Origin of the sequence: Actinoplanes utahensis, assembly GCF_016862455.1 — a bacterium.
Taxonomy (GTDB): Bacteria; Actinomycetota; Actinomycetes; order Mycobacteriales; family Micromonosporaceae; genus Actinoplanes; species Actinoplanes utahensis.
Window position 1 is genome coordinate 14936 of the sequence record NZ_BOMZ01000037.1, and the last position, 25474, is coordinate 40409.

At 72.3% G+C, this 25474-nt stretch carries 19 protein-coding genes, 1 tRNA gene and 1 pseudogene; 16 read left to right on the forward strand and 5 right to left on the reverse strand.

Annotated elements, in window-relative coordinates; all coding sequences use genetic code 11:
* Positions 1-161 precede the first annotated feature (161 nt).
* Positions 162-1856, forward strand: coding sequence for a recombinase family protein (locus Aut01nite_RS13315; RefSeq protein WP_083999747.1), 1695 nt, complete (start codon positions 162-164; stop codon positions 1854-1856).
* On the opposite strand, the gene Aut01nite_RS13320 is transcribed toward Aut01nite_RS13315, so the two are convergent.
* Positions 1818-1905 (reverse strand) — tRNA-Leu (locus Aut01nite_RS13320). The two genes, Aut01nite_RS13315 and Aut01nite_RS13320, sit on opposite strands and share 39 nt — an antisense overlap.
* A gap of 174 nt (positions 1906-2079) precedes the next feature.
* On the opposite strand from Aut01nite_RS13320, the pseudogene Aut01nite_RS44790 reads away from it, so the two are divergent.
* Positions 2080-2259 (forward strand): annotated as a pseudogene (locus Aut01nite_RS44790) (hypothetical protein); the annotation flags it as partial.
* Positions 2260-2827: 568 nt separating this feature from the next.
* Here Aut01nite_RS44790 and Aut01nite_RS44280 read toward each other — a convergent pair.
* A complete protein-coding gene (locus tag Aut01nite_RS44280; protein WP_275409691.1) occupies positions 2828-2959 on the reverse strand; it encodes a hypothetical protein in 132 nt (43 codons plus the stop codon).
* A 452-nt stretch (positions 2960-3411) separates the two neighbouring features.
* Between Aut01nite_RS44280 and Aut01nite_RS13330 the strand changes: the two genes are divergently transcribed.
* The 5 genes from Aut01nite_RS13330 to Aut01nite_RS13350 all read left to right on the forward strand — a co-directional run bounded on the left by Aut01nite_RS13330 (position 3412) and on the right by Aut01nite_RS13350 (position 10958).
* On the forward strand, positions 3412-3792 hold the full coding sequence (locus tag Aut01nite_RS13330; protein ID WP_152628991.1) for a fibronectin type III domain-containing protein: 381 nt from the start codon (positions 3412-3414) through the stop codon (positions 3790-3792).
* Positions 3793-3960: 168 nt separating this feature from the next.
* On the forward strand, positions 3961-6495 hold the full coding sequence (locus Aut01nite_RS13335) for a fibronectin type III domain-containing protein (RefSeq protein ID WP_083999740.1): 2535 nt from the start codon (positions 3961-3963) through the stop codon (positions 6493-6495).
* The gene (locus tag Aut01nite_RS13340; RefSeq protein ID WP_043530457.1) at positions 6489-7460 is read left to right on the forward strand and encodes an AAA family ATPase; all 972 of its coding nucleotides are present in this window, start codon (positions 6489-6491) and stop codon (positions 7458-7460) included. Before Aut01nite_RS13335 ends, Aut01nite_RS13340 begins: the two co-directional genes overlap by 7 nt.
* 31 nt (positions 7461-7491) lie before the next feature.
* Positions 7492-8601: a DUF58 domain-containing protein gene (locus tag Aut01nite_RS13345; protein ID WP_083999738.1), complete on the forward strand. Its 1110-nt coding sequence runs from the start codon at positions 7492-7494 to the stop codon at positions 8599-8601.
* The gene (locus tag Aut01nite_RS13350) at positions 8595-10958 is read left to right on the forward strand and encodes a transglutaminase TgpA family protein (protein ID WP_052164345.1); all 2364 of its coding nucleotides are present in this window, start codon (positions 8595-8597) and stop codon (positions 10956-10958) included. Before Aut01nite_RS13345 ends, Aut01nite_RS13350 begins: the two co-directional genes overlap by 7 nt.
* On the opposite strand, the gene Aut01nite_RS13355 is transcribed toward Aut01nite_RS13350, so the two are convergent.
* The 3 genes from Aut01nite_RS13355 to Aut01nite_RS13365 form a co-directional block, all read right to left on the reverse strand.
* Positions 10936-11295 carry a 4Fe-4S dicluster domain-containing protein gene (locus tag Aut01nite_RS13355; protein ID WP_043530454.1) on the reverse strand — a complete coding sequence of 120 codons (360 nt, stop codon included), beginning with the start codon at positions 11293-11295 and terminating at the stop codon, positions 10936-10938. The two genes, Aut01nite_RS13350 and Aut01nite_RS13355, sit on opposite strands and share 23 nt — an antisense overlap.
* A complete protein-coding gene (locus Aut01nite_RS13360) occupies positions 11295-12887 on the reverse strand; it encodes an FAD-dependent oxidoreductase (RefSeq protein ID WP_043530452.1) in 1593 nt (530 codons plus the stop codon). Before Aut01nite_RS13360 ends, Aut01nite_RS13355 begins: the two co-directional genes overlap by 1 nt.
* Before the next feature lie 249 nt (positions 12888-13136).
* The gene (locus Aut01nite_RS13365; RefSeq protein WP_173476732.1) at positions 13137-13304 is read right to left on the reverse strand and encodes a hypothetical protein; all 168 of its coding nucleotides are present in this window, start codon (positions 13302-13304) and stop codon (positions 13137-13139) included.
* A gap of 104 nt (positions 13305-13408) precedes the next feature.
* Here Aut01nite_RS13365 and Aut01nite_RS13370 point away from each other — a divergent pair, with 104 nt between their 5' ends.
* The 9 genes from Aut01nite_RS13370 to wecB all read left to right on the forward strand — a co-directional run bounded on the left by Aut01nite_RS13370 (position 13409) and on the right by wecB (position 25469).
* Positions 13409-17134, forward strand: coding sequence for a HEAT repeat domain-containing protein (locus Aut01nite_RS13370; protein ID WP_043530449.1), 3726 nt, complete (start codon positions 13409-13411; stop codon positions 17132-17134).
* Between the two features lie 75 nt (positions 17135-17209).
* A complete protein-coding gene (locus Aut01nite_RS13375) occupies positions 17210-17641 on the forward strand; it encodes a PPOX class F420-dependent oxidoreductase (protein ID WP_043530447.1) in 432 nt (143 codons plus the stop codon).
* Positions 17642-17645: 4 nt separating this feature from the next.
* The gene (locus Aut01nite_RS13380) at positions 17646-18503 is read left to right on the forward strand and encodes a DUF6929 family protein (RefSeq protein WP_043530445.1); all 858 of its coding nucleotides are present in this window, start codon (positions 17646-17648) and stop codon (positions 18501-18503) included.
* A 197-nt stretch (positions 18504-18700) separates the two neighbouring features.
* Positions 18701-19501 (forward strand): slipin family protein, encoded by an 801-nt coding sequence (locus Aut01nite_RS13385; RefSeq protein ID WP_043530443.1) that lies wholly within the window; start codon positions 18701-18703, stop codon positions 19499-19501.
* 86 nt (positions 19502-19587) lie between these two features.
* Entirely contained in the window at positions 19588-20133 is a 546-nt protein-coding gene (locus tag Aut01nite_RS13390; RefSeq protein ID WP_043530441.1) for a hypothetical protein, read from the forward strand.
* On the forward strand, positions 20133-20804 hold the full coding sequence (locus Aut01nite_RS13395) for a PIG-L deacetylase family protein (protein WP_043530439.1): 672 nt from the start codon (positions 20133-20135) through the stop codon (positions 20802-20804). Before Aut01nite_RS13390 ends, Aut01nite_RS13395 begins: the two co-directional genes overlap by 1 nt.
* Positions 20801-22165, forward strand: coding sequence for a glycosyltransferase family 2 protein (locus tag Aut01nite_RS13400; protein ID WP_043530437.1), 1365 nt, complete (start codon positions 20801-20803; stop codon positions 22163-22165). Before Aut01nite_RS13395 ends, Aut01nite_RS13400 begins: the two co-directional genes overlap by 4 nt.
* Positions 22162-24312 (forward strand): ATP-grasp domain-containing protein, encoded by a 2151-nt coding sequence (locus Aut01nite_RS13405; RefSeq protein WP_204037528.1) that lies wholly within the window; start codon positions 22162-22164, stop codon positions 24310-24312. Before Aut01nite_RS13400 ends, Aut01nite_RS13405 begins: the two co-directional genes overlap by 4 nt.
* A complete protein-coding gene (wecB, locus tag Aut01nite_RS13410) occupies positions 24309-25469 on the forward strand; it encodes a non-hydrolyzing UDP-N-acetylglucosamine 2-epimerase (protein WP_043530769.1) in 1161 nt (386 codons plus the stop codon). Before Aut01nite_RS13405 ends, wecB begins: the two co-directional genes overlap by 4 nt.
* The last annotated feature ends 5 nt before the right edge of the window (positions 25470-25474 follow it).

Below are 25474 nucleotides of genomic sequence, written 5' to 3' on the forward strand. Positions count from 1 at the left end.
GACGACCAGACCAGCGAAGGGAGAAATTGCAGCATACGAAGCTGCAAGACACTGATTCTCGAAGATTCGCAGCTCAAGACGTCCCTAGAAGTCCCGCTGTCTGATGCGGCCGCAGACGCACTGTGGCGCATCATCGACCGCGCCCGGAAGACTCGTCGGTCATGAGATTCGCGTTCTACGGACGAGTGTCGACCGAAGACCAACAAGACCCGCAGGCCTCCAAAGCGTGGCAGCTCTCCCGCGCCCGCAGCCTGATCGAACCGGCCGGGGGTGAGGTCGTCGCCGAGTTCTTCGACATCGGGCTGTCCCGCTCGCTGCCATGGAAACGCCGGCCGGAAGCGACCCGCCTGCTCGACGCGATCAAGGGTGCGGGTCGTGACTTCGAGGCCGTGGTCATCGGTGAGCCGCAGCGCGCGTTCTACGGCAGCCAGTTCGGTATGACGTTCCCGGTGTTCGTGCACTACGGCGTCGGGCTGTGGGTGCCCGAGGTCGGTGGCGCCATCGATCCCGGTTCCGACGCCCACGATCTCGTGATGGCGCTCTACGGCGGGATGAGCAAGGGCGAACGTAACCGGATCAAGATCCGTGTTCACTCCGCGATGAAGGCACAGACCGAACTCGAAGGCCGCTACCTCGGCGGACGCCCACCCTACGGCTACCGCCTCGCCGACGCCGGCCCGCACCCCCACCCCGGCAAAGCCGCAGAAGGCAAGCGACTCCACCAGCTCGACCCCGACCCGGTCACCGCACCGATCGTGAAGCGGATCTTCGCCGAATACACCGCCGGGCGCGGCATGACCTCGATCGCGCGCGGTCTCACGCAGGACGGCATCCCGTGCCCTTCGGCCTACGACCGGGCACGCAACCCGCACCGCAACACCCAGGTCTGGGAGACCACCGCGGTACGCGCGATCTTGCAGAACCCGCGCTACACCGGCCACCAGGTCTGGAACCGGGCGCGCACCGACGAGGTCCTGATCGACGTGGACGACGTCGCGCTCGGCCACGAGAGCCGCCACCGGTGGAACGACCCCAGCAAGTGGATCTGGTCGCGCACCCCGTCACACACGCCGCTGATCAGCACCGACCTCTACGAACAAGCCCAGCGCACGATCAAGAAGCGCGGCACGAACAGCGACGCCGGTAAAGCGCCCCGCCACACCGGGCACCCGTACCTGTTCCGGGGCCTGATCACCTGTGGCGTCTGCGACCGCAAGATGGTCGGCAACCCCAACCACGGACGCCTCTACTACTGCTGCACCGCCAGCCGCGACTACGTCCGCCAACACCAGATCAGCCACCCGCCAGCGCTCTACCTGCGCGAAGACCAGATCACCAAGCCCATCGACCGGTTCCTCCGCGAGGAGCTGACCGGGTCGGCGCTGACCGACAACACTCAGCGGGTGGCCGAGGCGCAGTACCGCGCCGCACTCGCCGCCCATGACACCGCAGGTGAGGTTGAACGACTCCGGCAGACCATTGCCGACGCGGACGCCAAGATCAGCCGCTACCGGGCGACCCTCGACGCGGGCGGCGACCCCGCACTGATCGCCGACTGGATCAGCGAGACCACGACGATCAAGAAAGCCGCCCAGGCGCGACTGGGCCTCACCGAGGCACCGCCCCAACGGATGACCACCGACCAGATCGACGCCATCGCCGAAGCGTTCAACGACCTGTTCCGGCTGCTACGAGACGCCGACCCGCGCGACAAGGCCGAGCTGTACAGCCGCATCGGCCTACGGATGATCTACAAACCTGGGCCAGAAACACTGATCGCCGAGGTTTGCACCCCGGCGAGTTCTCGTGTCTTTGATTGGTGTCCGAGGGGGGACTTGAACCCCCACGTCCGATAAAGGACACTAGCACCTCAAGCTAGCGCGTCTGCCATTCCGCCACCCGGACCGGTGTTGTTCGTACAGCTTAGCGGGAGCGTCTGCCAGGCTTTCACCTGGGTTTCGGCTGCCCGGTCGGCCGCACGGACAGAACTATATACGGCCGCTGGGTGGGGTCGAAGTGGGGGTGGGAGGCCGTGGTCATGGAGATCGAGTGTGGCGCCGGGCGGGCGAACGGGGGAGCATGGCGGACGTGTCGCAGCCGTCCCCTCTCGTTCCAGTTCTTGACCGTGCGCGTGGTCTGATCGCGGCCGGCTCCCTCGATGCGGCCGAAGTGCTGCTCAAACGGGCGGTGGAGATCGGGCGGGACAAGCTCGGTGAGGATGATCCGGATGTGCTGACCGCGCAGCGGGAGCTGGCGGGGGTCTATCTGCGCATCGATGATCCGATGGCGGCCCGGCGGGAGCTGGAGGACGCGTACGCGGCGGGGATCTGGAAACTCGGTGACAGTGATCCGCTCATGCTGCACATTTCGCATGACCTGGGGGTCGTTGCGGAGGAGCTCGGCAACAAGCATGAGGCGCGCAAGGCGTTCGGCAGGGTTCTGGCGCACGGGCCGGCGGCTCTCGGTGACGGGCACGCGTTCATCGCCCGGGCGCGGACCTATCTCGGTGAGGACACTTCGGGCGCGACGGCGCTGCTCCAGACTGTTCCCAGCCCGGCGCCCCCTGCCCCCGCTCCCGCGCCGAACCCGGCGCCGGTGCCCGCGCCTGCACCGCCGCCCGGTCCCACTCCGGGACCCGGCCCGGCCCCGGCTCCTGCACCGAGCCCGAGCCCCACACCCGATCCGGGCCCTGTGCCGACGCCCGATCCGGCGCCTGCTCCTGCGCCCGGTCCGGCTCCCGCTCCGGCCCCAAACCCGACTCCTGGCCCAAACCCGACTCCTGGCCCAAGCCCCGCGCCTGGCCCAAGCCCCGCGCCGAGTCCGGCACCTATGCCTGGTCCTGCACCCGCGCCCAGCCCGGCTCCTGCACCTGGCCCGGATCCTGCACCTGGCCCGGCCCCCACACCCGGGCCGGCTCCTGCGCCCAGCCCGGCTCCTGCGCCCAGCCCGGCCCCCACACCCGGCCCGGCTCCGGATCCGGGCCCCGCTCCGGTGCCCGGCCCGTATCCGCCCCGGCCTGCGCCTGGCCCTGTGCCCGGCCCGGCTCCCGTGCCCGGCCCGTATCCGCCCCAGCCCGCGCCGCGCCCCGTGCCGGGCCCGTATCCACCCCGTCCGGCGCCCGGCCCGACCCCGCAGCCGCCATACCCGACCCCCGCACCGGGCCCGGTCCCGCCGCGTCCGGGACCCCCGTCCTACCCGAGCCCGCAGCCGCACCCCGGCCCGCAACCGCACCCGGGACCGCAGCCCGGCCCGTATCCCGTGCCCGCTCCGGGCCCGAATCCCTACCACGTCACCCCGCAACCGCAGCCCTGGCTACCCCAGCCGCATTCGGTCACCCCGTACCCCCATCAGGAAAGGACCGAGGGCAAGGCCAGCCGTGCCGTCGCCATCACCCTGACCGCCGTCGCGACCTTGATCTCCGCGCTCGCCGTAGGCGCGCTCGTCGTCGTGCTCGCGGACCGTTCGCAGAAGGACGAGCCGGAGGCGGCGCCGACGGCGGAGGTGACCGGGCCGCAGGATTCGGGTGCGCCGCCGACGGCGGTGACGATCGTGGACCGGGGCACGTCGGTGCGGATCGCCTGGAAGGACCCTACGGGTGGCAAGTACGGGTTCATGGTGTCGATGGCGCGCGCCGGTCAGCAGTTGAAGCCGGTGGCGCAGGTGGGGCCGGGCAAGACGCAGACGGAGGTGATCGGTCTGCAGCCGTCGTTGCAGTACTGCTTCGTGGTGGTGGCCGTCTATTCGACCGAGGAGTTCGGCACTTCGACACAGGTGTGTACGGAGCGTAAATAACTTATCCACAGCGGTGCGGAGCGGGTACCCGCGATCGACGCGGGTTCCCTATGATGGCCTGCGTCCCGTAGTCGAGCCGCAAGGAGGACGACCACTGTGACCAGCGCAGATGCCACCAAGGTGGCGGGCCGTGGGCGGCGGGTGCCCAGCCGTGGGCAACTGGTCACGATGGCGACGGTCCTCGTTCTGGTGGCGGGCCTGGGGTTCACCGTCCGTGGCCTGGGGGCCGCGGACGAGGCGCTGGCCAGCTTCGACGCCTCGTCGTGGGTGTGGAGCCGGGGCAAGGCGGAGATCGCCCGGATCAACGGGCCGAACGCGAAGGTCGACACCCGGGTCAACATCGGGCAGGCGTTGCGCGGGCATTCGCTGCAGGTGATCCAGAGCGACCGTTACGTGCTGTTGCGGGACGTCAACACGGGTGCGATCGGGTCGATGGACCTGACCGACCTGCAGGCGTTCTGGAACGGGACGTCGCAGGCCGGCATCGGGGTGAGCGTGGCCCTGCACGAGGACGTGGCCTTCGTGGTCGACGCGGTGCAGGGCAAGGTGCAGCAGGTGGATCCGTCGAGCCTGCAGCCGGTGGGGGAGGCGCTGCAGTTCCCGCCGGGCATCGACGGCGGTGTGTTCGACGGGGCCGGCATGCTGTGGATCGCGGCGCCGTCGGAGGGCACGGTCACCTCGATCCGGCCGAGCGAGGATGCGGCGGGGCCGGTGGTGGTGCGCAGCGACGCGGTCGCCGGGCCGAGCCACGACCTGGCGGTCAGCGCGCTGGACGAGGGTGTCGCGGTCCTCGACCGCACCACGAACGCGCTGGTCAAGGTCGATGAGAAGGGTGCGGGCCAGGCGACCACGCTGCCGTTGGAGGGGCTGGGCCAGCTGCCGCCGCGCACCGACGGGGAGACGATCGTCGTCACGGTGCCCGACGACCGGAAGGTGTTCACCATCGGCCCGGCCGGGGTGCGGGACGTGACCGTCCCGGACGGCGGCGACCTGCGGCCCGCGGTGGCCTACCAGGGTTACGTCTACGTGCCGGAGAACGACGGCACGGTGCACGTCTTCGACCAGAACGGGCAGCGCAGGAACCCGATCGACATCAAGCGGCCGGGCGGTGACCTGGAGCTGGACGTCCGGGAGAACCACCTGTTCATCAACGCGCCCGGCACCTCGACGGCCCGGGTGGTCGACGACAAACACATCGTCCGGGTGGTCGACAAGTACGACAACAACGTTCTCGGTGGCGATCCGCCGCCCACGAAGCCGCAGCAGGAGCAGCCGAAGCAGCAGGAGAAGCCGAAGAAGCCGGTGGTCGGCAAGCCGGGCGCGCCGCGGAACGTGCGGGCCGCCGCGGGCAACGCCGAGGTGCGGGTCAGCTGGCAGGCGGCGGCGCCGAACGGCGCCGACGTCACCCGGTACGTGGTGGCCGGCGCGGGCCGGACCTTCCAGGTCGGCGCGGACCAGCGGTCGCTGCTGGTGACCGGGTTGATCAACGGGCAGTCGTACAGCTTCCAGGTGCACGCGGTCAACCGCAAGGGTGACGGCCCGGGCCGGATGAGCAACGCGGTGATCCCGACCGCCGAGGTGCCGGATCCGCCGGGCACCCCGGTGGCGGAGGCGAAGAACGACGGCACGGTCACGGTCACTTGGCCGGCCGCGAACGGCCAGGGCCGGACCATCCAGCGGTACGCCGTGACGGCCGTCACCGAGGGTGGCAGCGCGCCGGTCGGTGACGTCGCCACCCCGACGCTGACCGTCCCGGCGGGGCAGCTCGAGCTGGGCAAGCAGTACGCGTTCACCGTCGTCGCGGTCAACGACCGGGGCGCCGCTTCCAAGGCGTCGGCGGTCAGCAACACGGTGGTGCCGTTCAGTCCACCGGCGAAACCGGAGAACCTGGAGGCCACCACCGTCGGCGACCAGGCCGGCGCGGTGAAGGTGACCTGGACGGCGCCGGTCGACAACGGGCGGGCCATCACGAAGTACGTGGTGAAGGCCGCCGGCAAGGAGACCGAGGTCACCGAGACCGGGGTGACGCTGACCGGGCTCGGCGCCGGCGCGACCGTGCAGGTCGAGGTGACGGCGGTGAACGAGGCCGGCGCCGGTGCTGCGGCGACCGCGTCAGCGCGCACCGTGGCGGCGCCGACGGTCACCGTGACCGGCGTGGACGCGACGTTCAACACGGCGAAGGTGTCGTTCACCGTCAACGACGGCGGCGGCGCCGCCACCTGCACGCTGACCGTGTCGGACGGCGGCAAGGGCTCCGACGGCAGCTGCACGTCGCTGAGCGCGAGCGGGCTGAGCCCGTCCACGGCGTACACGTTCACGGTCACGGCGAAGAACGCGGCCGGCAGCGCGGAGAAGTCGGCGGCCAAGACGACCGACGCCCTGTACGGGACCGCCACCTGCATCAACGGCGACACCGGGGACCAGCGGACGTACTGCGACAGAGACGTCGACGGCCGGAACGGCAACGAGATCTTCAAGGGCACCACGCAGGACGACGACAATCAGGCCGGCTGGGTGGGGAACGGCACCCGTCTGAAGACGTACTGCAAGAAGGCCGGCGAAGAGGTGTACGCCTTCGTCTACAACAAGAACAAGAGAAGCACGTGGTGGATCCAGGTGGACTACAAGGGCAAGACCTACATCCCGTGGGCGTGGCTGAACCTCGACGGTGGGGACGACCTCGCGGATCTGCCGAAGTGCTGACCCCGGCTCACGTTCAGGGATTCGCCGACGTCGCCGCGCAGCTGGCCGCCCGGATCGGCACGGTGGTGCTCGGCAAGCCCGAGGTCGTCCGGCTCACTCTGACGGCGATGTTCGCGCAGGGGCACGTGCTGTTGGAGGACGTGCCCGGCGTCGGCAAGACCACCCTGGCGCGGGCGCTCGCCGCGTCGATCCACGGGCAGTGGCGGCGCATCCAGTTCACGCCCGACCTGCTGCCCTCCGACGTGTCCGGCGTGACCGTGTTCAACCAGGCCAACCGGGGTTTCGAGTTCCATCCCGGCCCGGTCTTCGCGAACCTGGTGATCGCCGACGAGATCAACCGGGCGTCGCCGAAGACCCAGTCGGCGCTGCTGGAGGTGATGGAGGAGCGGCGGGTCACGATCGACGGCGTGCCGCATCCGGTGCCGCAGCCGTTCCTGGTCGTCGCCACCCAGAACCCGGTCGAGATGGACGGCACGTACCGGCTGCCCGAGGCGCAGCTCGACCGTTTCCTGGTCAAGCTGTCCGTCGGCTACCCCTCCGAGGACGTCGAGATCGAGGTGCTGCGCGGCGCGGCGGGCCGGTCTCCGGACAGTCTGGACCCCGTCACCGACACCGCCATGATCGGCGAGATGACGCGGATGGTCGCGGCGGTGCACATCGCCGACCCCCTTTACACGTACGCCGTGCGCCTGGCCACCGCCACCCGCAACCACCCGCAGGTCCGGGTCGGTGTCAGTCCCCGCGGCGTGATCGCCCTGACCCGCGCCGCCTCCGCGTACGCGCTGATCAACGGCCGTGGCTACGTGCTGCCGGAGGACTTCAAGGAGCTGATCGAACCGGTCTTCGCCCACCGCGTGCTGCTGTCGGCCGACGCCCAACTGCGCGGGGTGACCCCGGCCGACGTGCTGGCCGACGCCCTGCGCGCCATCCCGGTGCCGTTGCCCGACCAGCACGTCCCGGTCTGATCCGTTGCCCGCCACACCCTCCCGCAGCGGCGTGACCGCGCGCGGCGCCGGGCTGCTCGCCGCCGCCGTGGTCCTGTTGTTCCTCGGTTTCCGGTACGGCTACCCCGACCTGGCCCTGCTCGGCGCCGCCGCCGGTCTCGCCCTGCTCGCCGCCGTCGTGTTCGCGTTCTGGCGCCCGCGGCTCGGCGTGACCCGGATCGCCGACCCGGATCGGGTCGCCCGCGGTGAACCCGCCACCGTGACCCTCACCGTCAGCAACACCAGCCGGATCCGGGCGGCCACCCTGATCGCCACCGACCGGTGCGGTTCGGCGTCCGTCGAGGTGCCGCTGCTGCGGCTGCGGCCCGGTTCGGACACGGTGGAGACCTATCCGGTGCCGACGCACCGGCGCGGGCTCGTGCCGATCGGGCCGCTGCACGTGACCCGCCGCGACCCGCTCGGGCTGATCACGCTCGCCCGGGGGTACGGCGGGACCACCGTCGTCCGCGTGCACCCGCGGATCCACCCGTTGCGGGCGGTTCCGGCCGGCCTGACCCGCAGCCTCGACGGCAGCGCCGACAAGGTGCCGCAGGGCAGCATCACCTTCGACACGCTGCGCGAGTACGTGCCCGGCGACGAGCTGCGGCGGGTGCACTGGCGCAGCAGCGCGAAGGTCGGCGAGCTGATGGTGCGGGAACAGCTCGACACCGCCGAACCGACGATCGTGGTGTTGCTGGACGACCGGAGAGCGGCCCATCGCGGGGACAGTTTCGAGGACGCGTGCGAGGCGGCGGCGTCGATCGTGGTCGCGGCCGTCCGCGAGGACCTGCCGGTGAGCCTGCACCTGGTGGGCGCCACCATCGGCGGGCCGCATCTGGACGTGCTCACCGAGGCGGTGCTCGGCGACGGTGATCTCGCGGCCACGTTGCGGCGGCTGCGCGCGCAGAAGCTGGGGGACACGCTGATCTTCCTGACCGGGCCGGGTGGGCGCGCCGATCTCGGGGCGGTCAGTGGGCTGCGGGCGGCGTACCCCGTGGCTCTCGCCGGAATCCTCGGCGACCGGGACTCCTCGCCCGCCGTACCCACCGACCGCCTGCTGGTGATCGAGGCCGTCGACGGTGCCGAGTTCGCCGCCGCGTGGGACGGGGTCCGCGGATGGTGACCCGGCTCCCGGGGCTGCTGCGCCGTGCCGTCGTGCCTGTCGCGCTGGCCGGGACGCTGATCCTGGCCGGGGCCGTGCTGGGCCGGATCTTCGCCGACGACCTGCTGTTCCGGCTGGTCGCGGGCGCGGCGCTGGGGTCGGTCGGAGTGGGGGTGGCGGCCCGCCGGCTGCCGTCGTGGACTGTCGCGCCCATCTCCACCGTGCTGCTCGCCGGGTACACCGCGCTGGCCCTGCACCTCGCCGCGGGTGGCGCCGGGCTCACCGCGGACGTCGCCCGGGACGCCCTGACGAACGGGATCCCGCGCCTGCTCACCGCGATGATCCCGGTCGAGGCGGCCCCGGACACCATCGTGATCGCGGTCGCCGCCACCTGGGTCGCCGGGCTCGCCGCGACCGAGATCGCCGTCCGTGGCGGGCGGGTGCTGTTCGGTCTGCTGCCACCGGTGCTGGTCTACGGCGGCGCGCTCTACGTGGTCGGCCCGAACGCGTCGGCCGTCGCCGGGTACACCCTCGCCTTCGCCGCTCTGGCCGTGGCGGCGCTCACCGTGTCGTCCGGAGCCGGCGCGAGCACGCACGCGGCGGTGCGGGTGCGGGCGCTCGGCGGCGCCGCGGTGAGCCTCGTGGTGCTGCTCGGGCTGATCGCCGCGGCCGGTCCCTGGGTGGGCGATCACGTCACGGCCACCCCGGTCGACCCGCGGCGGTACGTGCAACCGCCGCGCGTGGACAGCCTCGACGAGAGTCCCCTGAACCGGATCTCCGGCTGGGCGCTGGACCCGCGACAGCGCCTCCTCGAATACCGTCCCGGCGACCCGGGCGTGCCGGCCGCCGTACCGTCCGCCTCGGCCCGGCCCGGAGTCAAGCCGCCCGCGCCGCGCACCGTGCGGCTGCGTCTGGCCGTGCTGTCCGACTACGACGGGGTGACGTGGCGGGTCGGCGGCACCTACCGCAACGCCGGCCGGGTGCTGCCGCCGGCCGAGGTGCCGTCCGGGGCGACGGTCAGCGAGACCCAGCACCAGATCACCATCACCGGGCTGACCGGGCGGCTGCTTCCCGCCGTGCCGACGCCGACCCGGATCACCGGCGTGCGGGTCGCCTACGACGCCGTCTCCGGCACCCTGATCCGGCCGGAGAGCCTGCAGACCGGGCTGCGGTACACCGCGATCTCGCAGGTCCAGGCGCCGGACCTGAACCTGCTGCCGATCGCCGACGTGCCGTCGGGAGATGCGGTCGCCCGCTATCTGAGCCCCGGCGCCGACCCGCCCGAACAGATCAAGAAGCTCGCCGACCATCTCGCCGAGGACACCGGGGCGCCGTACGAGCGGGCCGTCGCCATCCAGGACTTCCTCGCCGAGCACTACCGGCAGGTCGCCGACGCGCCCAGCGGGCACGCCTACCCGAACCTCGGGCACTTCCTGTTCGGCCGCCGCGACCTGGGCGGGCAGAAGGGGACGTCGGAGCAGTTCGCGGCGGCGTTCGCGGTGCTCGCTCGGATCAACGGCCTGCCCAGCCGGGTCGTCGTCGGGTTCGTCGCACCGGCCGCGGGCGGCGTGGTCACCGCCGGGGACGCTCTGGCCTGGCCCGAGGTGTACTTCGACGATCTCGGCTGGGTCGCCTTCAACCCCCTGCCCAAGAGCGATCAGGTACGCCCGGTCGAGCAGGACTTCACCCCTCCGCCGCCGACCCCGACCCCGTCGCGGTCGGACCCGCCGACCGCCGCGCCGGCCGGATCCTCGGAACCACCCGCCGCCGTCGCCGCACCGCCCGCGGCCACCGGTCCGTCCACCGTCCTGATCGCCTCCGGAACGTCGGGTACGGTCCTGGTGCTGCTGGTCGCCGCCGCCGCGGCGGTCGCCGGGCTGCGCGGCGCGCAACGACGGCGCCGGCTCACCACCGGCGACCCGGCACAGCGGATCACCGGCGCCTGGCTGGAGTTCACCGACACGCTGCGGCTGGCAGGCCGCCCGGTCCCCGCCCACCTGTCCGCCACCGAGGCCGCCGGTCATGCCGCCGTCCTCCCGCCGCCGGCGAAACGGACCGGCCTGCTCCGCCGGGCCGTGCCCCCACCCTCGCCGCCCGACAGCGATGGCGCAGACGCGGTGGGGCCCGGCTCGGTGGGCCCCGCATCGAGCGGGGAGCCGCTGCCGGCGCTGGACGCGCTGGTGGATGCGGTCAACACGGCCGGGTTCGCGCCGGAGGCCGCCGACGCGGGGCAGGCGGAACGGGCCGGGGCGCAGGTGGTGGCTTACGCGACGGCGGTGCGGGCACGGCGGTCCTGGTGGAAGCGGATCTGGTGGAGCGTACGGCCGGGACCGCTGCGCTGGAACCGTGGTCAGGTCAGGAGAGGGCGGCGGGGGTGATGCGGGCGCGGCCGAGTTCGGGGCCGACGGCCAGCCGCGCGCCGGGTCGGCGGCCGCGGCCCCAGCCGATCTCCCGGCGATAGCTGCCGAGCAGGCCGGAGGAGGCCAGGTGCGACTCGTCGCGCAGCGGTGAGCCGTCGGGGACCGGGTGGGTCTGCGGGGCGACGAACAGGGCGTCGGCGGGGCAGTGGGCCTCGCACATGAAGCAGGTCTGGCAGTCGGACTGGCGGGCGATCACCGGGATGCCGCCGGGTCCGGCGTCGAACACGTTCGTGGGGCAGACCGCGATGCAGACGTCGCAGCTCACGCAGCGCGACTCGGAGACCAGTTCGATCATCAGGCCACCGCCAGGCCACGGCCGGTGACCGCTTCGGGCCGGGTCCACAGGGTGTCCAGCCCACCGACCGTGAGCCGGTGGTACTGGTTCGGGTCCAGCTCCGGGAACTCCTCACGACGAGCCATACCCCGGCTTTCGGTACGGGCCAGCGCGCTCGTGTACATCCACCGGGCGTGAGCGACCATCGCCGCCGCCTGCCGCAGGCCGGGCAGGTCCCCGCCGGTCGCCCGGGCGCCGCCGCGCAGAGCGTCCCAGACGGCGTCGAGTTCGGCCAGCGCCGGCCGGAGCCGGGAGCCGTTGCGCAGATAGTTCTTGTCGTACGGATGCACCTCCCGCCGGATCACTTCGAGCGCCTCGGCCCGGCCGATCCCGGATTCGTCGGCGGAGGTGACGCCGACCTCGCCGACGCCGGTGAGCTTGCGGCGGGTGGCGGCGGCGCCGAGGCCGGCGGCGAACGCGGCCGCGCCCCGGCCCGCGAACGTGCCGGAGGACATCGCCCACGCCGAGTTGTGGCTGCCGCCGCCGGTGAAGGCGCCGCACACCAGTTCCCGGGTCGCGGCGTCGCCGGCGGCGTAGAGGCCGGGCACCGTGGTGGCGCAGTCGTCGGCGACGATCCGGATGCCGCCGGTGCCGCGGACCGTGCCCTCCAGCAGCAGTGTGACCGGGAACCGGTCGGTGAACGGGTCGATGCCGAGCCGGTCGAAGGGCAGGAAGAAGTTCGGCTGGCCGAGCCGCATCTGCCGCTGCTGTTCCGGGGTGGCCTGGTCGAGGCGGCACAGCACGGTCCCGGCCCGCAGCAGCTCGGCGGCGATCACCGACCGTCCACCCTGGCTGCCGGCGCCTGCGAGCGGGCTGCCGTCGCCGCGGAAGAACGTCGCGAAGCTGTAGTACGCCGTCTTGGTGACCGAGGTGAAGGCGGGCGCGATCCCGTACGCGTTGGAGAACTCCATCCCGGACATCTCCGCGCCGGCCTCCGCCGCGAACAGCGCCCCGTCCCCGGTGGCGACGTCGCAGCCGAGCGCCTTGCTGAGGAACGCGCACCCGCCGGTGGCCAGGATGACCGCGCCGGCCCGGACCCGGTAGTCGCCGGCCTGCTGGCGCCGGTGCCCGCGTACGCCGGCGACCGTGCCGATCCCGTCGACCAGCAGTTCGGTGACCGGGCTGTGGTCGAGGATCCGGACGCCCTTGCGCTTGATCCAGGAGCGCATCCGCCGCATGTACTCCGGTCCCTGCACGCCCCGCTTGTAGGGGACGCCGTCGACGAGCGGGAACGGATAGCGGGCCTCGGTCTCGAGGCGGTTCATGTTCTCGTACGTCTGCTCCAGCACCCGGGCCATCCAGCGCCGGTCCTGCAGGAACCCGCCGAGCGCCTCGCGGCTGGCCATGGCCGCCTCCCGCTCGGCCGGGTCGGGCCGGGTGTACCAGACGCCGGTGCCGCCGGAGGCGGTCGGCCCGCTGGTGCCGCAGTAGCCCTTGTCCAGCAGGATCACGTCGGCGCCGGCAACGGCTGCGGTCAGCGCGGCCCAGGTGCCGGCCGGCCCGCCACCGGCGACGACGACGTCCGCGGTGAGATCGAGAGTGGATGACGACATGCTGGCTCCTTCGCAACCCCGCGAACGCAGGCGGAATGCCCTGAGCCTTAGCCCCCAAATCCTATCTGTCAACTAGGTGATTAAGGGTTGGGACGGGCCCGCCGGGGCGACCGGAAGCGACTGGGGGGCCGGTCGCCCCGGCGGGAGCTGGGGATCGGTCACACGCCTTGTGGTGCGAGAGCGGTCTCGTCACTAGGCACGGATCTTGAGGCCGAGCGGTTCTCCCGCGGGCCCAGACTTAAGCCTCCCTTAAGGAATCCGGCCCCGGAACAGGGCTTTCAGGACGGCCAGAGCCGCGGCCCGCCGGGACGACCGGCGTGACCAGACGGCCGGCAGGACCACTCCTCCGAACAGGAGAGCGGTCAGCACGGCAGCGAACAGGACCAGTGGCTCGGGAAGCAGCTGGAGCATCGTCATGACCACCACGATCCGGTCCCGCCCGGGTGTCCGGCGACGGCCCCGGACGCACTCCGGACAGGATCCGGACAGTCCCGGTCCCGATCTTTCCTTAACATTCATGGATGGACGTGACAGCCGCGCACCGGTTCGCCGGGAAGCTGACCGAACTCCGGGCGCGTTCGGGTAATCCCTCGGTGCGTGAGCTGGAACGGCACATGCCGTTCGCGCGGTCGACCATCAGCGACAACCTGAGCGGCAGGTCGCTGCCCTCATGGGCGTTCGTCGAGGCGTTCGTCCGGGCCTGCGGCCACGCGGCGGGCACCACCGAGGAGAGTCTCCACCTCGCTCAGTGGCGCGAGGCCCTGCGCCAGGCCAAAGGCATCGCGGCGGCGGCGCCCGACCGGGATTTCCCGCGGGTGCGGGAGGCCTACCTGGAGCGGATCCGGCGCAGGTACGGCCACGCCGAGCTGGGCGCGCTCGCACCCGGCGGTGATCCGGACCGGCCCGGCCTGATTCCGCTGCGGGAGATCTTCGTGCCCCCGGAGGTACGCGCCGACCCGCCCCCGGTCGAGCTTCCCCGGGAACTCGTCAGGCGTCTCGTCGACCGTGGCGAGATCCGCCACGGCGACCTGCCACCCGGCATCGACGCCGAGACCCTCGACCGCATCCGCCGGTCCCATCGCGGGCAACCGGCCCGGCCCGTCCTCGACGTGATCGCCGACGACACTCGGCACGGCCTGGTCCTGCTGGGTGACCCGGGCGCCGGCAAGTCCACCGTCGCCCGCTATCTGACTCTCCGCCTCGCGGAGGCGGGTGACGAGGGCACGCTCCCGGTTCTCGTGGAGTTGCGCGCCTACGCCGACGCGCGCTGGCGGACGGGCACCCTGCTCGATCTGATCGAGCGGCTCAGCGAGGCCGGCGGTCACGGCCTGCCCCGAACCGTCCTGGAGGGATATCTTCGAGCCGGCGGCCGAGCCGTCATGATCTTCGACGGGCTGGACGAGATCTTCGATCCCCGGCTGCGCGAGGAGGTCGCCGACGAGATCGCCGGCCTCGCGGCACGCTTTCCCAGCGCCCGCGTCGTCGTCACCTCGCGGGTGATCGGCTACCAGCGTTCCGTCTTCGACCGCGAGGAGTTCCGCACCTACCTCCTGCAGGATCTGGACCGTCCGCGCATCGAGCGGTTCCTCACCGCCTGGTACCGCCTGGCCGCCGGGGACCGCCCGGCCGAGGCGGACCGCCTGCGGGACCGGCTGCTGGCGGCGATGGATGAGGTGGCGGCCGTCCGGGAACTCGCCGGCAACCCGCTGCTGTTGACGATCATGGCGATGCTCGGGCGCAAGCGGGATCTGCCGCGCGACCGGCGTGACGTCTACGAGCACGCGGTCGCGGTGCTGGCCGCCCAGTGGGACCCCAGCCGCCACCTCCGCGACGAACGGCACACCCGGGAACACGCCGACCTGGACGTGCAGGACCGCCTCGCGCTGCTGCGCCGGATCGCCCGGCGGATGCAGGACGCGCCGGCCGGTCTCGCCGGCAATCACCTGCTGGATCACGACCTGATCGATGAGGTGGCCGGCTTCCTGCGCAGCGAGCACGGCCTGCCGCCGGGCCGGGCGAAGGCGGTGGCCAGGGCGATCACCGATGAGTTCCGCACCCGGAACTTCATCCTCAGCCACTACGGCGCCGGCGTGCACGGCTTCGTCCACCGGGCGTTCCTCGAATACCTCACCGCGGCCGGCATCGCGGACCGCGTCACGACCGGCGACGACGATCTTCTCCAGGTGTACGCCCGGCGCTGGCCCGATCCCGCCTGGGAGGAGACCCTCGTCCTGCTCGCCGGAATGGTCGAGCCCGCACAGGCTGGCCAGATCGTCGACCACCTGCTGACGGCGGATCCCCTCTGGTTCCTGGGCCCGCGCGATCCCGGGATCGGCCGGTCCTCCGAGTCCGGGGCCCGGAACATCATGACCGCGCTGCGCTGCCTCAACGAGGTTCGCGACGTGGCGGCGCTTCCACGGCAGTGCTCGGCAGCGGTGAACGCGGTGATCAACATGCTGGAGCACATCGCGGAACAGCGGGTGTTCGCCGGCTCGCCGGTCGCGCGAACACTGGTGGAGACCGCCGCGCCGATGCTGACCCGGATCGGAGGCCACCATCCACGGATCCGCTCGCGCTACCGCGACTGGTACCTGATGCGCGGCCGGTTCCTGCGGATTCCCCTGGAGGGCGAGGACTTCATCGACTTCCAGGTGCCGCCGGCCGCGCAGACCGGCGCCGGTCTGCTGCGTGACGACGGCGAGTTCGCCGCCGTTCTGAACGGCCTGGTCCGGTTCGGGGATGTGCCGGCGCTCCGTGACGACGTGCTCGATGCGCTCGCGCGGGGGCGTCCCGGCGACCCGGAGGTCCTGGCGTCGCTTCGTGACGTCGCCGAACATGATTCGATCGGGGCTGCTCGCCGCGGCATGGTGCAAGGCGTCGCGATGGCGGCGAGGCCGGCGGGCGCCGCCTGGGACTGGGTGCAGGCGTGCCTTGCCGACGACGACCCCTTTCTCCGCGATGGCGCCGTGGCCGCCTTCGGGTTCGAGTGGCGGGCTCATCCGGAGGCGCTGCCGATCGTGTGCCGGGCCGCGGTCACCGACCGGGACCCGTCGGTCAGATCAGCGGCGATCGGCGTCCTCGCGGTGAACTGGACGGCTGATCCGCGGGCCGGAGCGGCACTTCGCGAGATCGCCCGATCCGATGCCGAGCCGAGTGTGCGGATCGACGCCGCGGACCGGCTGATCGCCGCCTGGTCCACCGAACCGGAGACGGTGTCCCTGCTGCGCCGGGTGGTGGACGACCCGGCGATACCGCGCTGGTTCCGGAGCAGACTGCGCCAGGAACTCGTCGGTGTGACGACCGCCGGCCCGGTCGCTCGCCCGCTCCCGGAACGCTCCGCCGATCCTCGGCGGATCAGGCTGGACGCGGTCATCGACGCCGCCCGGGGGACGGACCTGTCGCGGGAGCGAGCCGTGGCCGCGAGACCGGAGGACCGGATCGCCATCGTCCGTGCGCTGGCCGTCGGCTGGGCCGGCGACCCGGCCCTGCTGCCCTGGCTCTGCGACCTCGCCCGGACCACCACTGACGGCCGGCTCACCGAGACGATTCTGTGGACCGTCGCGACGACCTGGCCGGACCGGTCTGAGCAGACGGAACTGATGCGCGATGTCCTGGCCGGCGACTTCCCCGCCGATGTCCGGGGCACCGCGATGATGCTGCTCGCTGCCGGCGGCCGCGCTGATCCGGCCGTCCCCGAACTGCTGCGGAAGCTCACCGGAGCCGAGGACGACCATGTGCGGTCCCTGGCCGTCGAACTGCTGGGGACCGGATGGCCCCGCGACCCGGAGATCGTCGCGCTGGTCCGTTCCTTCGCGGAGACCGACGGCGCCGACGCCGTCCGCTACGCCGCACTCAAGGCGCTGTTGCTCGCCCGCCGCCCGGACCCGGAGACGCTGGAACTGCTGCGCCGGATGGCGGTCGCCGACAGCGATCCGCGGATGCGGCGGTTCGCTGTCGAACACCTGACGGTGGGCTGGCACGACGACCCGGCGACTCTTGCGCTGGTGCGCCGGCAGGCCGTGAACGGCGTGACCGGGGACGACCGGGCAGCGGCGGTGCAGGCGCTGGCCGGTGGCTGGCGGGGCGATCCGGCGACCCGGGAGCTGTTGCACGGGTTCGTGGCGCAGGGGGAGGAGGCCGATCCGGATCGCTGGAGAGCGGCGATCCGTGCGCTTGCGGAGCGGTGGCCGTACGACCAAGAGATCGTCGGCCTCGCCGGCCGCATCGAAGCGGAGGAGGAGTGGTGAGGACGGCCGCGGCCGTACCGGAAAAGGAGAGAACCGGAAGGGAATAGGGCCGGGAGGAAGGGGATTGGCAGGGTTATGACCGATGCTGATTTCGATCCTCGTGAATTGCTGGCCGGGACCCGGATCGGGGTTCTCGCCACCATCAAGGCCAGCGGGCTGCCGCAGTTGTCGCCGGTGACCCACTATTACGACCGGGATGCCGAGGAGATCCTGGTGTCGGTGACCGAAGGGCGGGCGAAGACCGCCAACCTGCGCCGGGATCCGCGGGCCGCGCTGGAGGTGACCAGCGCCGACGGGTGGGCGTGGGCGACCGCCGAGGGTGATGTGACGCTGATCGGCCCGGGCGCCGATCCGCACGGCCCGGAGGTGGAGGCGCTCGTCGGCTACTACCGGCGGGCCGCGGGGGAGCATCCGGACTGGGCGGAGTACCGGCAGGTCATGGTCGACGACCGGCGGGTGCTGCTGAAGCTGAAGGTCACCCACGTGTACGGCCAGAAGCTACGCTGATCCGGTGCGGCTGGAGATCGAGGAGACCGCGGCGCTGACCTTCGACGACGGCTCGCCTGTCCGGGCCGCCTCGGCGATCGCGCCGTTCGGTGACGGTTGGCTGGTGGTGCAGGACGACGCGACGCATGCGGCGTGGTGGCGGCCGGGTTCGGTGACGCCGGTGCGGGTCGTCGATCCGGTGGACGGGCTGGAGGTCTTCAGCTCGGCGGCCGGCACCAAACCGTTCAAACCGGATTTCGAGGCGGCGTGTGCGCTGCCCACCGGCGAGGTGCTGTTGCTCGGCTCGGGGTCGTCGCCGGCCCGGATGCGCGCCTCGCTGGTCGGGCCCGCCGGTTTCACCGTGCTCGACGTCCGGCCGGTGTGCCTCGCGGTCGCCGAGACGCTCGGCCTCCCCGAGGAGCACCTCAACCTGGAGGGCGCCTGTCTGGTCGGCGACCGGTTGCGCTGGTTCCAGCGCGGGAACGCGGCCGCCGGCGTGCCGACCGCCTCGGTGGACGTGGAGGTGGCGGCCCTGCTGTCGGGCCGGGCCGAGGTCCGCGACCCGCTGCGGTACGACCTCGGCACGGTCGGCGGCGTGGCGCTGGCGGTGACCGACGCGGTGCCGCTGCCGGACGGCCGGGTGCTGGTGAGCGCGGCCGCGGAGGACACTCCGAACGCGGTGGACGACGGCCCGGTGGTCGGTTCCGCGCTGGCCCTGCTGGACGGCGACGCGGTGACCGCCGTCGAGATCCCCGGCGCGGAGAAGGTGGAGGGCCTCGCCATCCGCGAGACGTCACCGGACGGGATCCGGCTGATCGCGGTCGTCGACGCCGACGATCACGAGGTCCCGTCGCGCCGCCTGTCGCTGCGGCTGTGGTGGTGAGCCGCCGATATTGCGTTGCCGCCGGGGCCGGGCGTTTGCCATGCTCGGTCCGGCCCCGGCGGCTTCAGAAGTAAGCGCTTACGCAGCGGGCGCACTGGCGATCAAACCACGCTGGTTCGCTGCCATCATCCGCGACCGATCCTTCACATCGGAACCGCTACGGGGCCACCCTTTTCTTTTCGTGACAGAGGTGTGGCATGTCCAATGAGGTGATCGTTCGCAGCGGATTCCGTGGCCTGCGGTATATCGACGGCCGGTTCGACCAGGTGCTCGAGCCGGGCCGCTACCGGATCCCGAGCCGCCGGTATCCGTGGCAGCGGGTGGCGACCGTCGAGATCGTGCAGGTCGATCTGCGGGAGCGTGAGCTCAACATCAAGGGCCAGGAGATCCTGACCGCCGACAAGGTCGCGGTCCGGGTCAACATCATCACGCATTTCCGGGTGACCGATCCGGTGGCGGCGGTGGAGCGGGTGGCCGATTACGCCGACCGCGTCTACAGCGATGTGCAGCTCGCGGCCCGCCGGTCGCTCGCGTCGATGACCCTGGAGGCGATCCTCACCAACCGTAACCAGCTGTCCGAGGACATCCTGCGCGATGTCGAGGGCGTCTCCGCCGGTTACGGTGTCGAGATCATCCGGGCGGACGTGAAGGATCTGGTCTTCCCCGGCAATCTGCAGGACGTGATGAACCGGGTGCTGACCGCCCAGCGTCTGGCCGAGGCGCAGATGGTCGAGGCGCGGACCAAGGCCGACCGGGAGGGCTTGGAGGCGACCTCCCGCGCCGACGCGGCCCGGCTGGCCGCCGAGGCGGACGCCGCGGCCAAGCGGATCCGGGCGGACGCCGAGGTGGACGCGCTGCGACGGCTCGCCGAGGCCGCCGAGGCGTACGCCGAGCACCCGGCCCTGCTGCGGCTGCGCGAGCTGGAGACCCTCGGCGCGCTCGGCGCCAACGCGTCGGCCCGGCTGTACATCGGCTTCGACAAGCACGTCGCCGACTAACTGGACAAGACCTCAACCCGCCGATGGCGCGACCGATCTGTCAGGTCGCGCCATCATCCACGTCCGGACTGCGGAGGTCTCATTTCATGCGTCTCGTACCGTTGCTGCGCCGGCGCCGTACCGCCTTCGCGGCCGGCGCTGTCGCCTTGGTCGCCGCTGTCACAGCGGCGCTGTTCCTGAACACCGGGCCGGCCGCGGCCACCCTGACCAGCCTGAACGGCACCCCGACCTGTGACTGTGTGGTCAAGGACAGCAGCACCGGCAAGTACCGTGCCGTGTTCGGGTACGTCAACAACTCCGGCACCGCCGGGAAGATCGCGGCCGGCGACAACAACCGGCTGGAGCTGACCGGCGGTTCCATCGCCACCGACGGGAAGGTGACCACCACCTTCGCGCCGGGTACTCACAAGGCCAGTTTCGCGACCGGCTGGGTCAGCAAGAACACGCAGGTCACCTGGAAGGTCGGCGGCAAGAACGTGGCCGCCCACTGGAACCGTCCCACCTGCGGCAACGACGTGGCGCTGCCGGCCGGCGGCAACGGCTTCGGCCCGATCATCGCGCTCGTCGCGGCCGGTCTGGTCGTCGTGCTCGCCGCGGTGGTCCGCAAGCGCCGGGCGGCCCGCCTGTCATGATGCGCAGCGTGCTGGCGGTCGGGGCGCACCCCGACGACATCGAGCTCGGTTGCGGCGGCGCGCTCGCCGCACACCGGGCCGCCGGGGACGCGGTCACCATGCTGGTGGTCACCGGTGGCCAGAACGGGCCGGGCGTCACCGCCGGCCGCCGCCGCGAGGCCGAGGCGGCCGCCCGCAGCCTGGACTGCCTGCTGCTCTGGGGCAGTCTGCAGGACTGCGCGGTGACCGCGGACGCCACCACGATCGCGCTCATCGAACGCGCGATCGGCGAGTCGGAGGCCGACGTGGTGTACGTCCACGCCCCCGACGACTCGCACCAGGACCACCGGGCCGTGGCCGCGGCGACCCTCTCCGCGGCCCGGCACTCCCGGCGGGTCCTGCACTACCGCAGCCCGTCCACCACCCGGTTCGAGCCGACCGTGTTCGTCGACATCTCCGCCCACCTGGACCGCAAGATCGCGGCCCTGTCGTGTCACCGCAGTCAGGTGGAGAACTCGGCGATGGTCGATCCGGAGGTGGTGGCGGCGAGCGCCCGGCACTTCGGGGCGCAGGCGCGGGTGCGGTACGCGGAGGCGTTCGTGCCGGGCCGGTTCGTGTGGGATCTGGCAGCCCCGATCAGCGTGACCGAGATGCCCGACTTCTCGGTAGTGAAGATGAGGACAGCGGCGTGACCCGGCGGGGGCGCCGCCGGGCGGTGCCCCCGCACCACCGCCTCGGCCTGCTCATGCACCTGGTCGTCTTCGGGATCACGGTGGCGGCGTTCGGTCTGGACGCCACCCTCGGCGGGATCGCGACCGTACTGAACGTGGTCTTCCTGCTGTTCTTCTTCCGGCACCTCGGGTTCGCGGTGTCGGCGGCCCGCTGGGCCGAACGCGACCTGGACGCCCCGCTGGTGGGCTCGGAGAACTTCACCCCGCCGGTGGCCGTGCTGGTCGCCTGCAAGGACGAGGAGCTGGTGGTCGACGGGATGGTGGCCGCGCTGCTGTCCCTGGACTACCCGCATGCGGACCTGACCGTGGTGGTCGTGAACGACGCGTCCACCGACGGCACCGGCGCCCGGCTGGACGCGTGGGCGGCCGCCGACCCGCGGTTGCGCGTGCTGCACCGGCAGCCGGGCGCGGGCGGCGGCAAGTCGGGGGCGCTCAACGACGCGCTCGCGCTCGTCGACGCCCAGATCGCGGTGATCTTCGACGCCGACCACCAGCCGGAGCCGGACGTGCTGCGGCGGCTGGTGCGCCACTTCCGCGACCCGAAGGTGGGTGCGGTGATGGGGCGGTGCGTGGTCCGCAACGGCGTCGAGTCGGGGCTCGCCTCGACGATCTTCATCGACTACCTGTCCGGCTACCTGGTCAACGAATACGGGCGGCAGGCCCTTTTCGAGCTTCCGGCGTACGGGGGAGCGAACTGCGCCGTCCGTACCGATCTGATCCGGTCCCTCGGTGGCTGGAACCCGCACACCGTCACCGAGGACACCGACCTCACGCTGCGGCTGCTGCTCGACGGATGGCGGGTGCGCTACGACCCGTCGGCTGTCGACTTCGAGGAGGCGGTGCTGTCGTCGCAGCGCTTCTGGAAGCAGCGGTACCGGTGGGCGCGCGGGCATCAGAAGTGCCTGCGCGACTACTGGCGGCCGATCCTGCGCACGCCGCACCTGTCGCCGATGGAGAAGCTCGAGACGATGCTCTTCCTCTGGGTGTACCACGTGCCCGTACTCTGCGGTCTGGGTCTGCTTCTGATCATTCTGCGGGCGGGCGGCATCGGTGACCAGTCGGCGATCTCGATGGTGGCGCTGTCGGCGCTGCTGTTCGCCGGCCCGTTCACCGAGTTGGCGGTCGGCCTGGTGCTGGGCCGGGTGGAACGCCGCGCGGTCTGGATGCTGATCGGGTTCATCCCGGCGTTCGGCATGTCGATCCTGACCGCGACCAAGGCGTACCTCGACGGCATGTGGGGCACCACCTACACCTGGTCGAAGACGGCCCGCTCGGGCGCCACCTCGACGCCGGTGGCCCCGCAACTGGAGACCGCCGCATGACCGCTTTCGATCGCCGCCTGGAGAAGATCCACAAGAAGCGGAAGACCCCTGCGACGGTACGCCGCCGCCAGCTCGTCCTCGCCGAGATGATCGGCGCGGTCGTCGCCTGTGTCGGCGGGTACCTGCTCTTCATCGACCCGGTCCGCCGGTTCGAGGTGAACCTCACCTCGAAGATCATCGAGTTGATGGGGATCGACCGGATCTCCGGCGCCCTCGGCGACTCGTTCGTCGTGTTCGGCCCCGGCCTGGAACCGGTCGTCGCCGAGATGACCGGCTCCTGCTCGGTGTGGAGCAGTGTCCTGGCACTGGCCGCGCTCGCCGTGGTCGCGCTCCGGCAACGCCCGCAGGCGCTCACCGGCTTCCTCGCCGCCGCCGCGTTCGTCCTGTTCGCCAACCAGATCCGGCTGCTCGGCTCGCTGCTGGCCGGCCGCTACTTCGCCGTCGACGCGCTGGTCTTCTTCCACGACTGGATCGGCGCGGTCCTCAACTTCGCCTACACCCTCATCGGACTCCTCATCATGATCGGACTGACGATGTACGACGCCCAGCGCGCCGAGCAGGACCGTGCCGGCCGCCACACCGCTGACCGGCCCGCCGCCTGGGCCCGCCCCGGCCTCGGCCACCGCGTCCCCCTCGACCTCACCGATGAGGAACAGCGTGACAGCGGCCTCCAGATCGCCGCCGTCGTGCACCGGCGGATCCTGCCGAAGGCGATCTCCCGCCGCCTCGCCAAGCGCCGCGAGCAGCGCCGCATCGACTACCGGGTGGGCCACGAGACCCCGGCCCGGCGTGCCGCGATCATCCGCGAACTGGCCGCCAAGGGACTCGGCGTGCACACCGCCACCCTGCTCGCCGTCGCCTCCTACGAGACCGACCCGCTGGTGCTGGACGCGCTCGCCGGCGCGGTCGCGGAACGCCAGTGGGAGCCCGTCGCCGGCGCGGACGTGATCGCGCTGCGGCTGTGGGCCCGCGCCTGGCTGATGCGGGCGCCGCGGGAGCGTACCGTCGCCGAGACCGGCCGTCTCATCGCCGTGACCGGCGCCGGCGGCCCCGCCGGGGTCGCGGTGATCCGGGCCCTGCAGGCGGCGGGCGACCATGTCCTCGCGCTCGACGCCAACCCCGACGCCGTCGGACTGCGGCTAGCGGGCCGCTCCGCGGTCCTTCCCCGAGCAGACCACGAGGGGTACGCCGCCGCCCTGCTCGCCGCCTTCGACGAGCACCAGCCGGCCGCGCTGATCTGCACCGTCGCCGAGGAGTACGCCGCCATCGCCCCGCTCGTCGGAGTCCTCGACCACATGGGCGTGCGCACCTGGCTGCCCGACCCGGCCGCCGCCGAACTCTGCCTGGACAAGGTCGCCTTCGCCACCACCATGCACGCCGCCGGCGTGCCGCACCCGGCGACCGCCTGGACCGCCGCCACCGCCGGGCAGGTCCCCGGCCCGTGGGTGGTCAAACCCGCCCGCGGCCGCGGCAGCCGAGACGTGATCATGGTGGACGACCCGGCCGACCTGGACCACGCGTTCGCCGCGGTGCCCGGCGCCATCGTGCAGACCCGGCTGCCCGGCCGCGAGTTCACCGCCGACGTGCTGATCGGCCGGGACGGCACACTGCTGGCCTGCGTCCCCCGTTGGCGCGACGAGACCCGCGGCGGCATCTCCACCCGCGGCACCACGTTCGAGTCCCGCGCCGTCACCGAGGTGGTGACGGCGACCCTGCGGGCGGTACGTCAGACCGGGCCCGCCAACGTCCAGGGCTTCGTCGCCGACACCGGCGAGGTGACGGTCGTCGAGGTCAACCCGCGGTTCTCCGGCGGCCTGCCACTGACCCTCGCCGCGGGCGCCGACGTGGTCGGCACCTACCTGGCCGGGATCCTCGACCCGTCGGCGACCCTGCCGCCGGCCGGTTTCCAGCCCGGCGTGCGGATGGCCCGGCACTTCGCCGAGGTGTACTACGCCGCCGACGGCACGCCCATCCCCGACCCCCTCGACCCCGTCTCGTCGTCGGTCCCGAACTTCCCGTCCGCTTCCCCCGCCGCCTTCCCGTCGGCGCCCGCCGCCTTCCCCCAGGCGCCCGCCGTGGGACGGCCCGGACATGCGGAGGCCGTCGGGCACGCGGCGGCCACCGGCGCCGTGGCGGTGGCCCGATGACGCGGCGGCACATCCTCGTCCCGTTCGGCACCCGGCCGGAGGTCATCAAACTCGCGCCGGTGGTGCACGCGCTGCGCGCCGCCGGGCACCGGGTCACCGCCGTCGACACCGGCCAGCACCAGGACGCCGCGATGAGCGGTGACGTGCAGCGCAGCCTCGGACTCGTGCCCGACCTGCGCCTGCCGAAGCCGAACGGGCTCGGCGGGCTGGTCACCGCCGCCCTCGGCGTCCTCGCCGGCACCCCCGCCGACCTGGTGATGGCGCTCGGGGACACGCACACCGTACCCGCCTACGCCCTGGCCGCCCGCAACGCCGGAATCCCGTTCGCGCACCTGGAAGCCGGTCTGCGCAGCTTCAACGCGCGCAGCGCCGAAGAGGTCAACCGCCGGGTCGCCGCCGCCACCGCCCAGCTCCACTTCGCACCGACCGCCCGGTCCGCCGCGTTCCTCACCGCCGAGGGCGTCCCCGGCGACCGGATCTTCGTGGTCGGCAACCCGGTCGTCGACACGCTGCGCGAGAAGGGCGTCACCCCGGTCGCCCCGACCGCGCGGACCGGTGTCCTGGTCACCGCCCACCGCGCCTCCAACGTCGACGACCCGTCCCGCCTGGCCCGCCTCGTCGACGTCGTCGGCCGGCTCGCCGCGATCGGCCCGGTCCGTTTCCCGGTGCACCCGCGCACCCGCGCCCGCCTGCACGAGCACGGCCTGCACGACCGGCTCGCCGCACTGCCCGGCGTCACCTGCGAGGACCCGCTGCCCTACGACGACCTGCTCGCCGCCCTGGCCCGCGCCCGGGTGGTGGTCACCGACTCCGGCGGGCTCCAGGAGGAGGCCGCCTATCTGGGCGTCCCGGTCGTCGTGCTGCGCCGGTCCACCCCACGCTGGGAGGGCGTCGAAACCGGCGCGACCGTGCTCACCGGCATCACCAGCGACGACGAGGCCGACCGGGCCGTCGCCGCCGCGCACCGGCTGAGCAGCCCCGGCGAACTCGCCCGGGTGGCAGCGTTGCCGTGCCCGTACGGTGACGGTCACACCGGCAGCCGGGTTGCCGCGGTCCTCGCCGACCCGGCCCTGGAACCCCTGCTCGCACTGGACGAACCCGACCACACCGACGGAACGTTGCCCTGGGACACCCGTACCCCCGCAGCCGTCGTCTGATCCAC

Bases quoted from the DNA above. Each gene is read 5' to 3' on its own strand.
- Aut01nite_RS13390 (WP_043530441.1), top strand. From the start codon at position 19,588: ATGCGTCTCGTACCGTTGCTGCGCCGGCGCCGTACCGCCTTCGCGGCC.
- Aut01nite_RS13365 (WP_173476732.1), bottom strand. From the start codon at position 13,304: ATGACGATGCTCCAGCTGCTTCCCGAGCCACTGGTCCTGTTCGCTGCC.
- Aut01nite_RS13370 (WP_043530449.1), top strand. From the start codon at position 13,409: ATGGACGTGACAGCCGCGCACCGGTTCGCCGGGAAGCTGACCGAACTC.
- Aut01nite_RS13360 (WP_043530452.1), bottom strand. From the start codon at position 12,887: ATGTCGTCATCCACTCTCGATCTCACCGCGGACGTCGTCGTCGCCGGT.
- Aut01nite_RS13405 (WP_204037528.1), top strand. From the start codon at position 22,162: ATGACCGCTTTCGATCGCCGCCTGGAGAAGATCCACAAGAAGCGGAAG.
- Aut01nite_RS13350 (WP_052164345.1), top strand. From the start codon at position 8,595: ATGGTGACCCGGCTCCCGGGGCTGCTGCGCCGTGCCGTCGTGCCTGTC.
- Aut01nite_RS13385 (WP_043530443.1), top strand. From the start codon at position 18,701: ATGTCCAATGAGGTGATCGTTCGCAGCGGATTCCGTGGCCTGCGGTAT.
- Aut01nite_RS13315 (WP_083999747.1), top strand. From the start codon at position 162: ATGAGATTCGCGTTCTACGGACGAGTGTCGACCGAAGACCAACAAGAC.
- Aut01nite_RS13395 (WP_043530439.1), top strand. From the start codon at position 20,133: ATGCGCAGCGTGCTGGCGGTCGGGGCGCACCCCGACGACATCGAGCTC.
- Aut01nite_RS13355 (WP_043530454.1), bottom strand. From the start codon at position 11,295: ATGATCGAACTGGTCTCCGAGTCGCGCTGCGTGAGCTGCGACGTCTGC.
- wecB (WP_043530769.1), top strand. From the start codon at position 24,309: ATGACGCGGCGGCACATCCTCGTCCCGTTCGGCACCCGGCCGGAGGTC.
- Aut01nite_RS13375 (WP_043530447.1), top strand. From the start codon at position 17,210: ATGACCGATGCTGATTTCGATCCTCGTGAATTGCTGGCCGGGACCCGG.
- Aut01nite_RS13335 (WP_083999740.1), top strand. From the start codon at position 3,961: ATGGCGACGGTCCTCGTTCTGGTGGCGGGCCTGGGGTTCACCGTCCGT.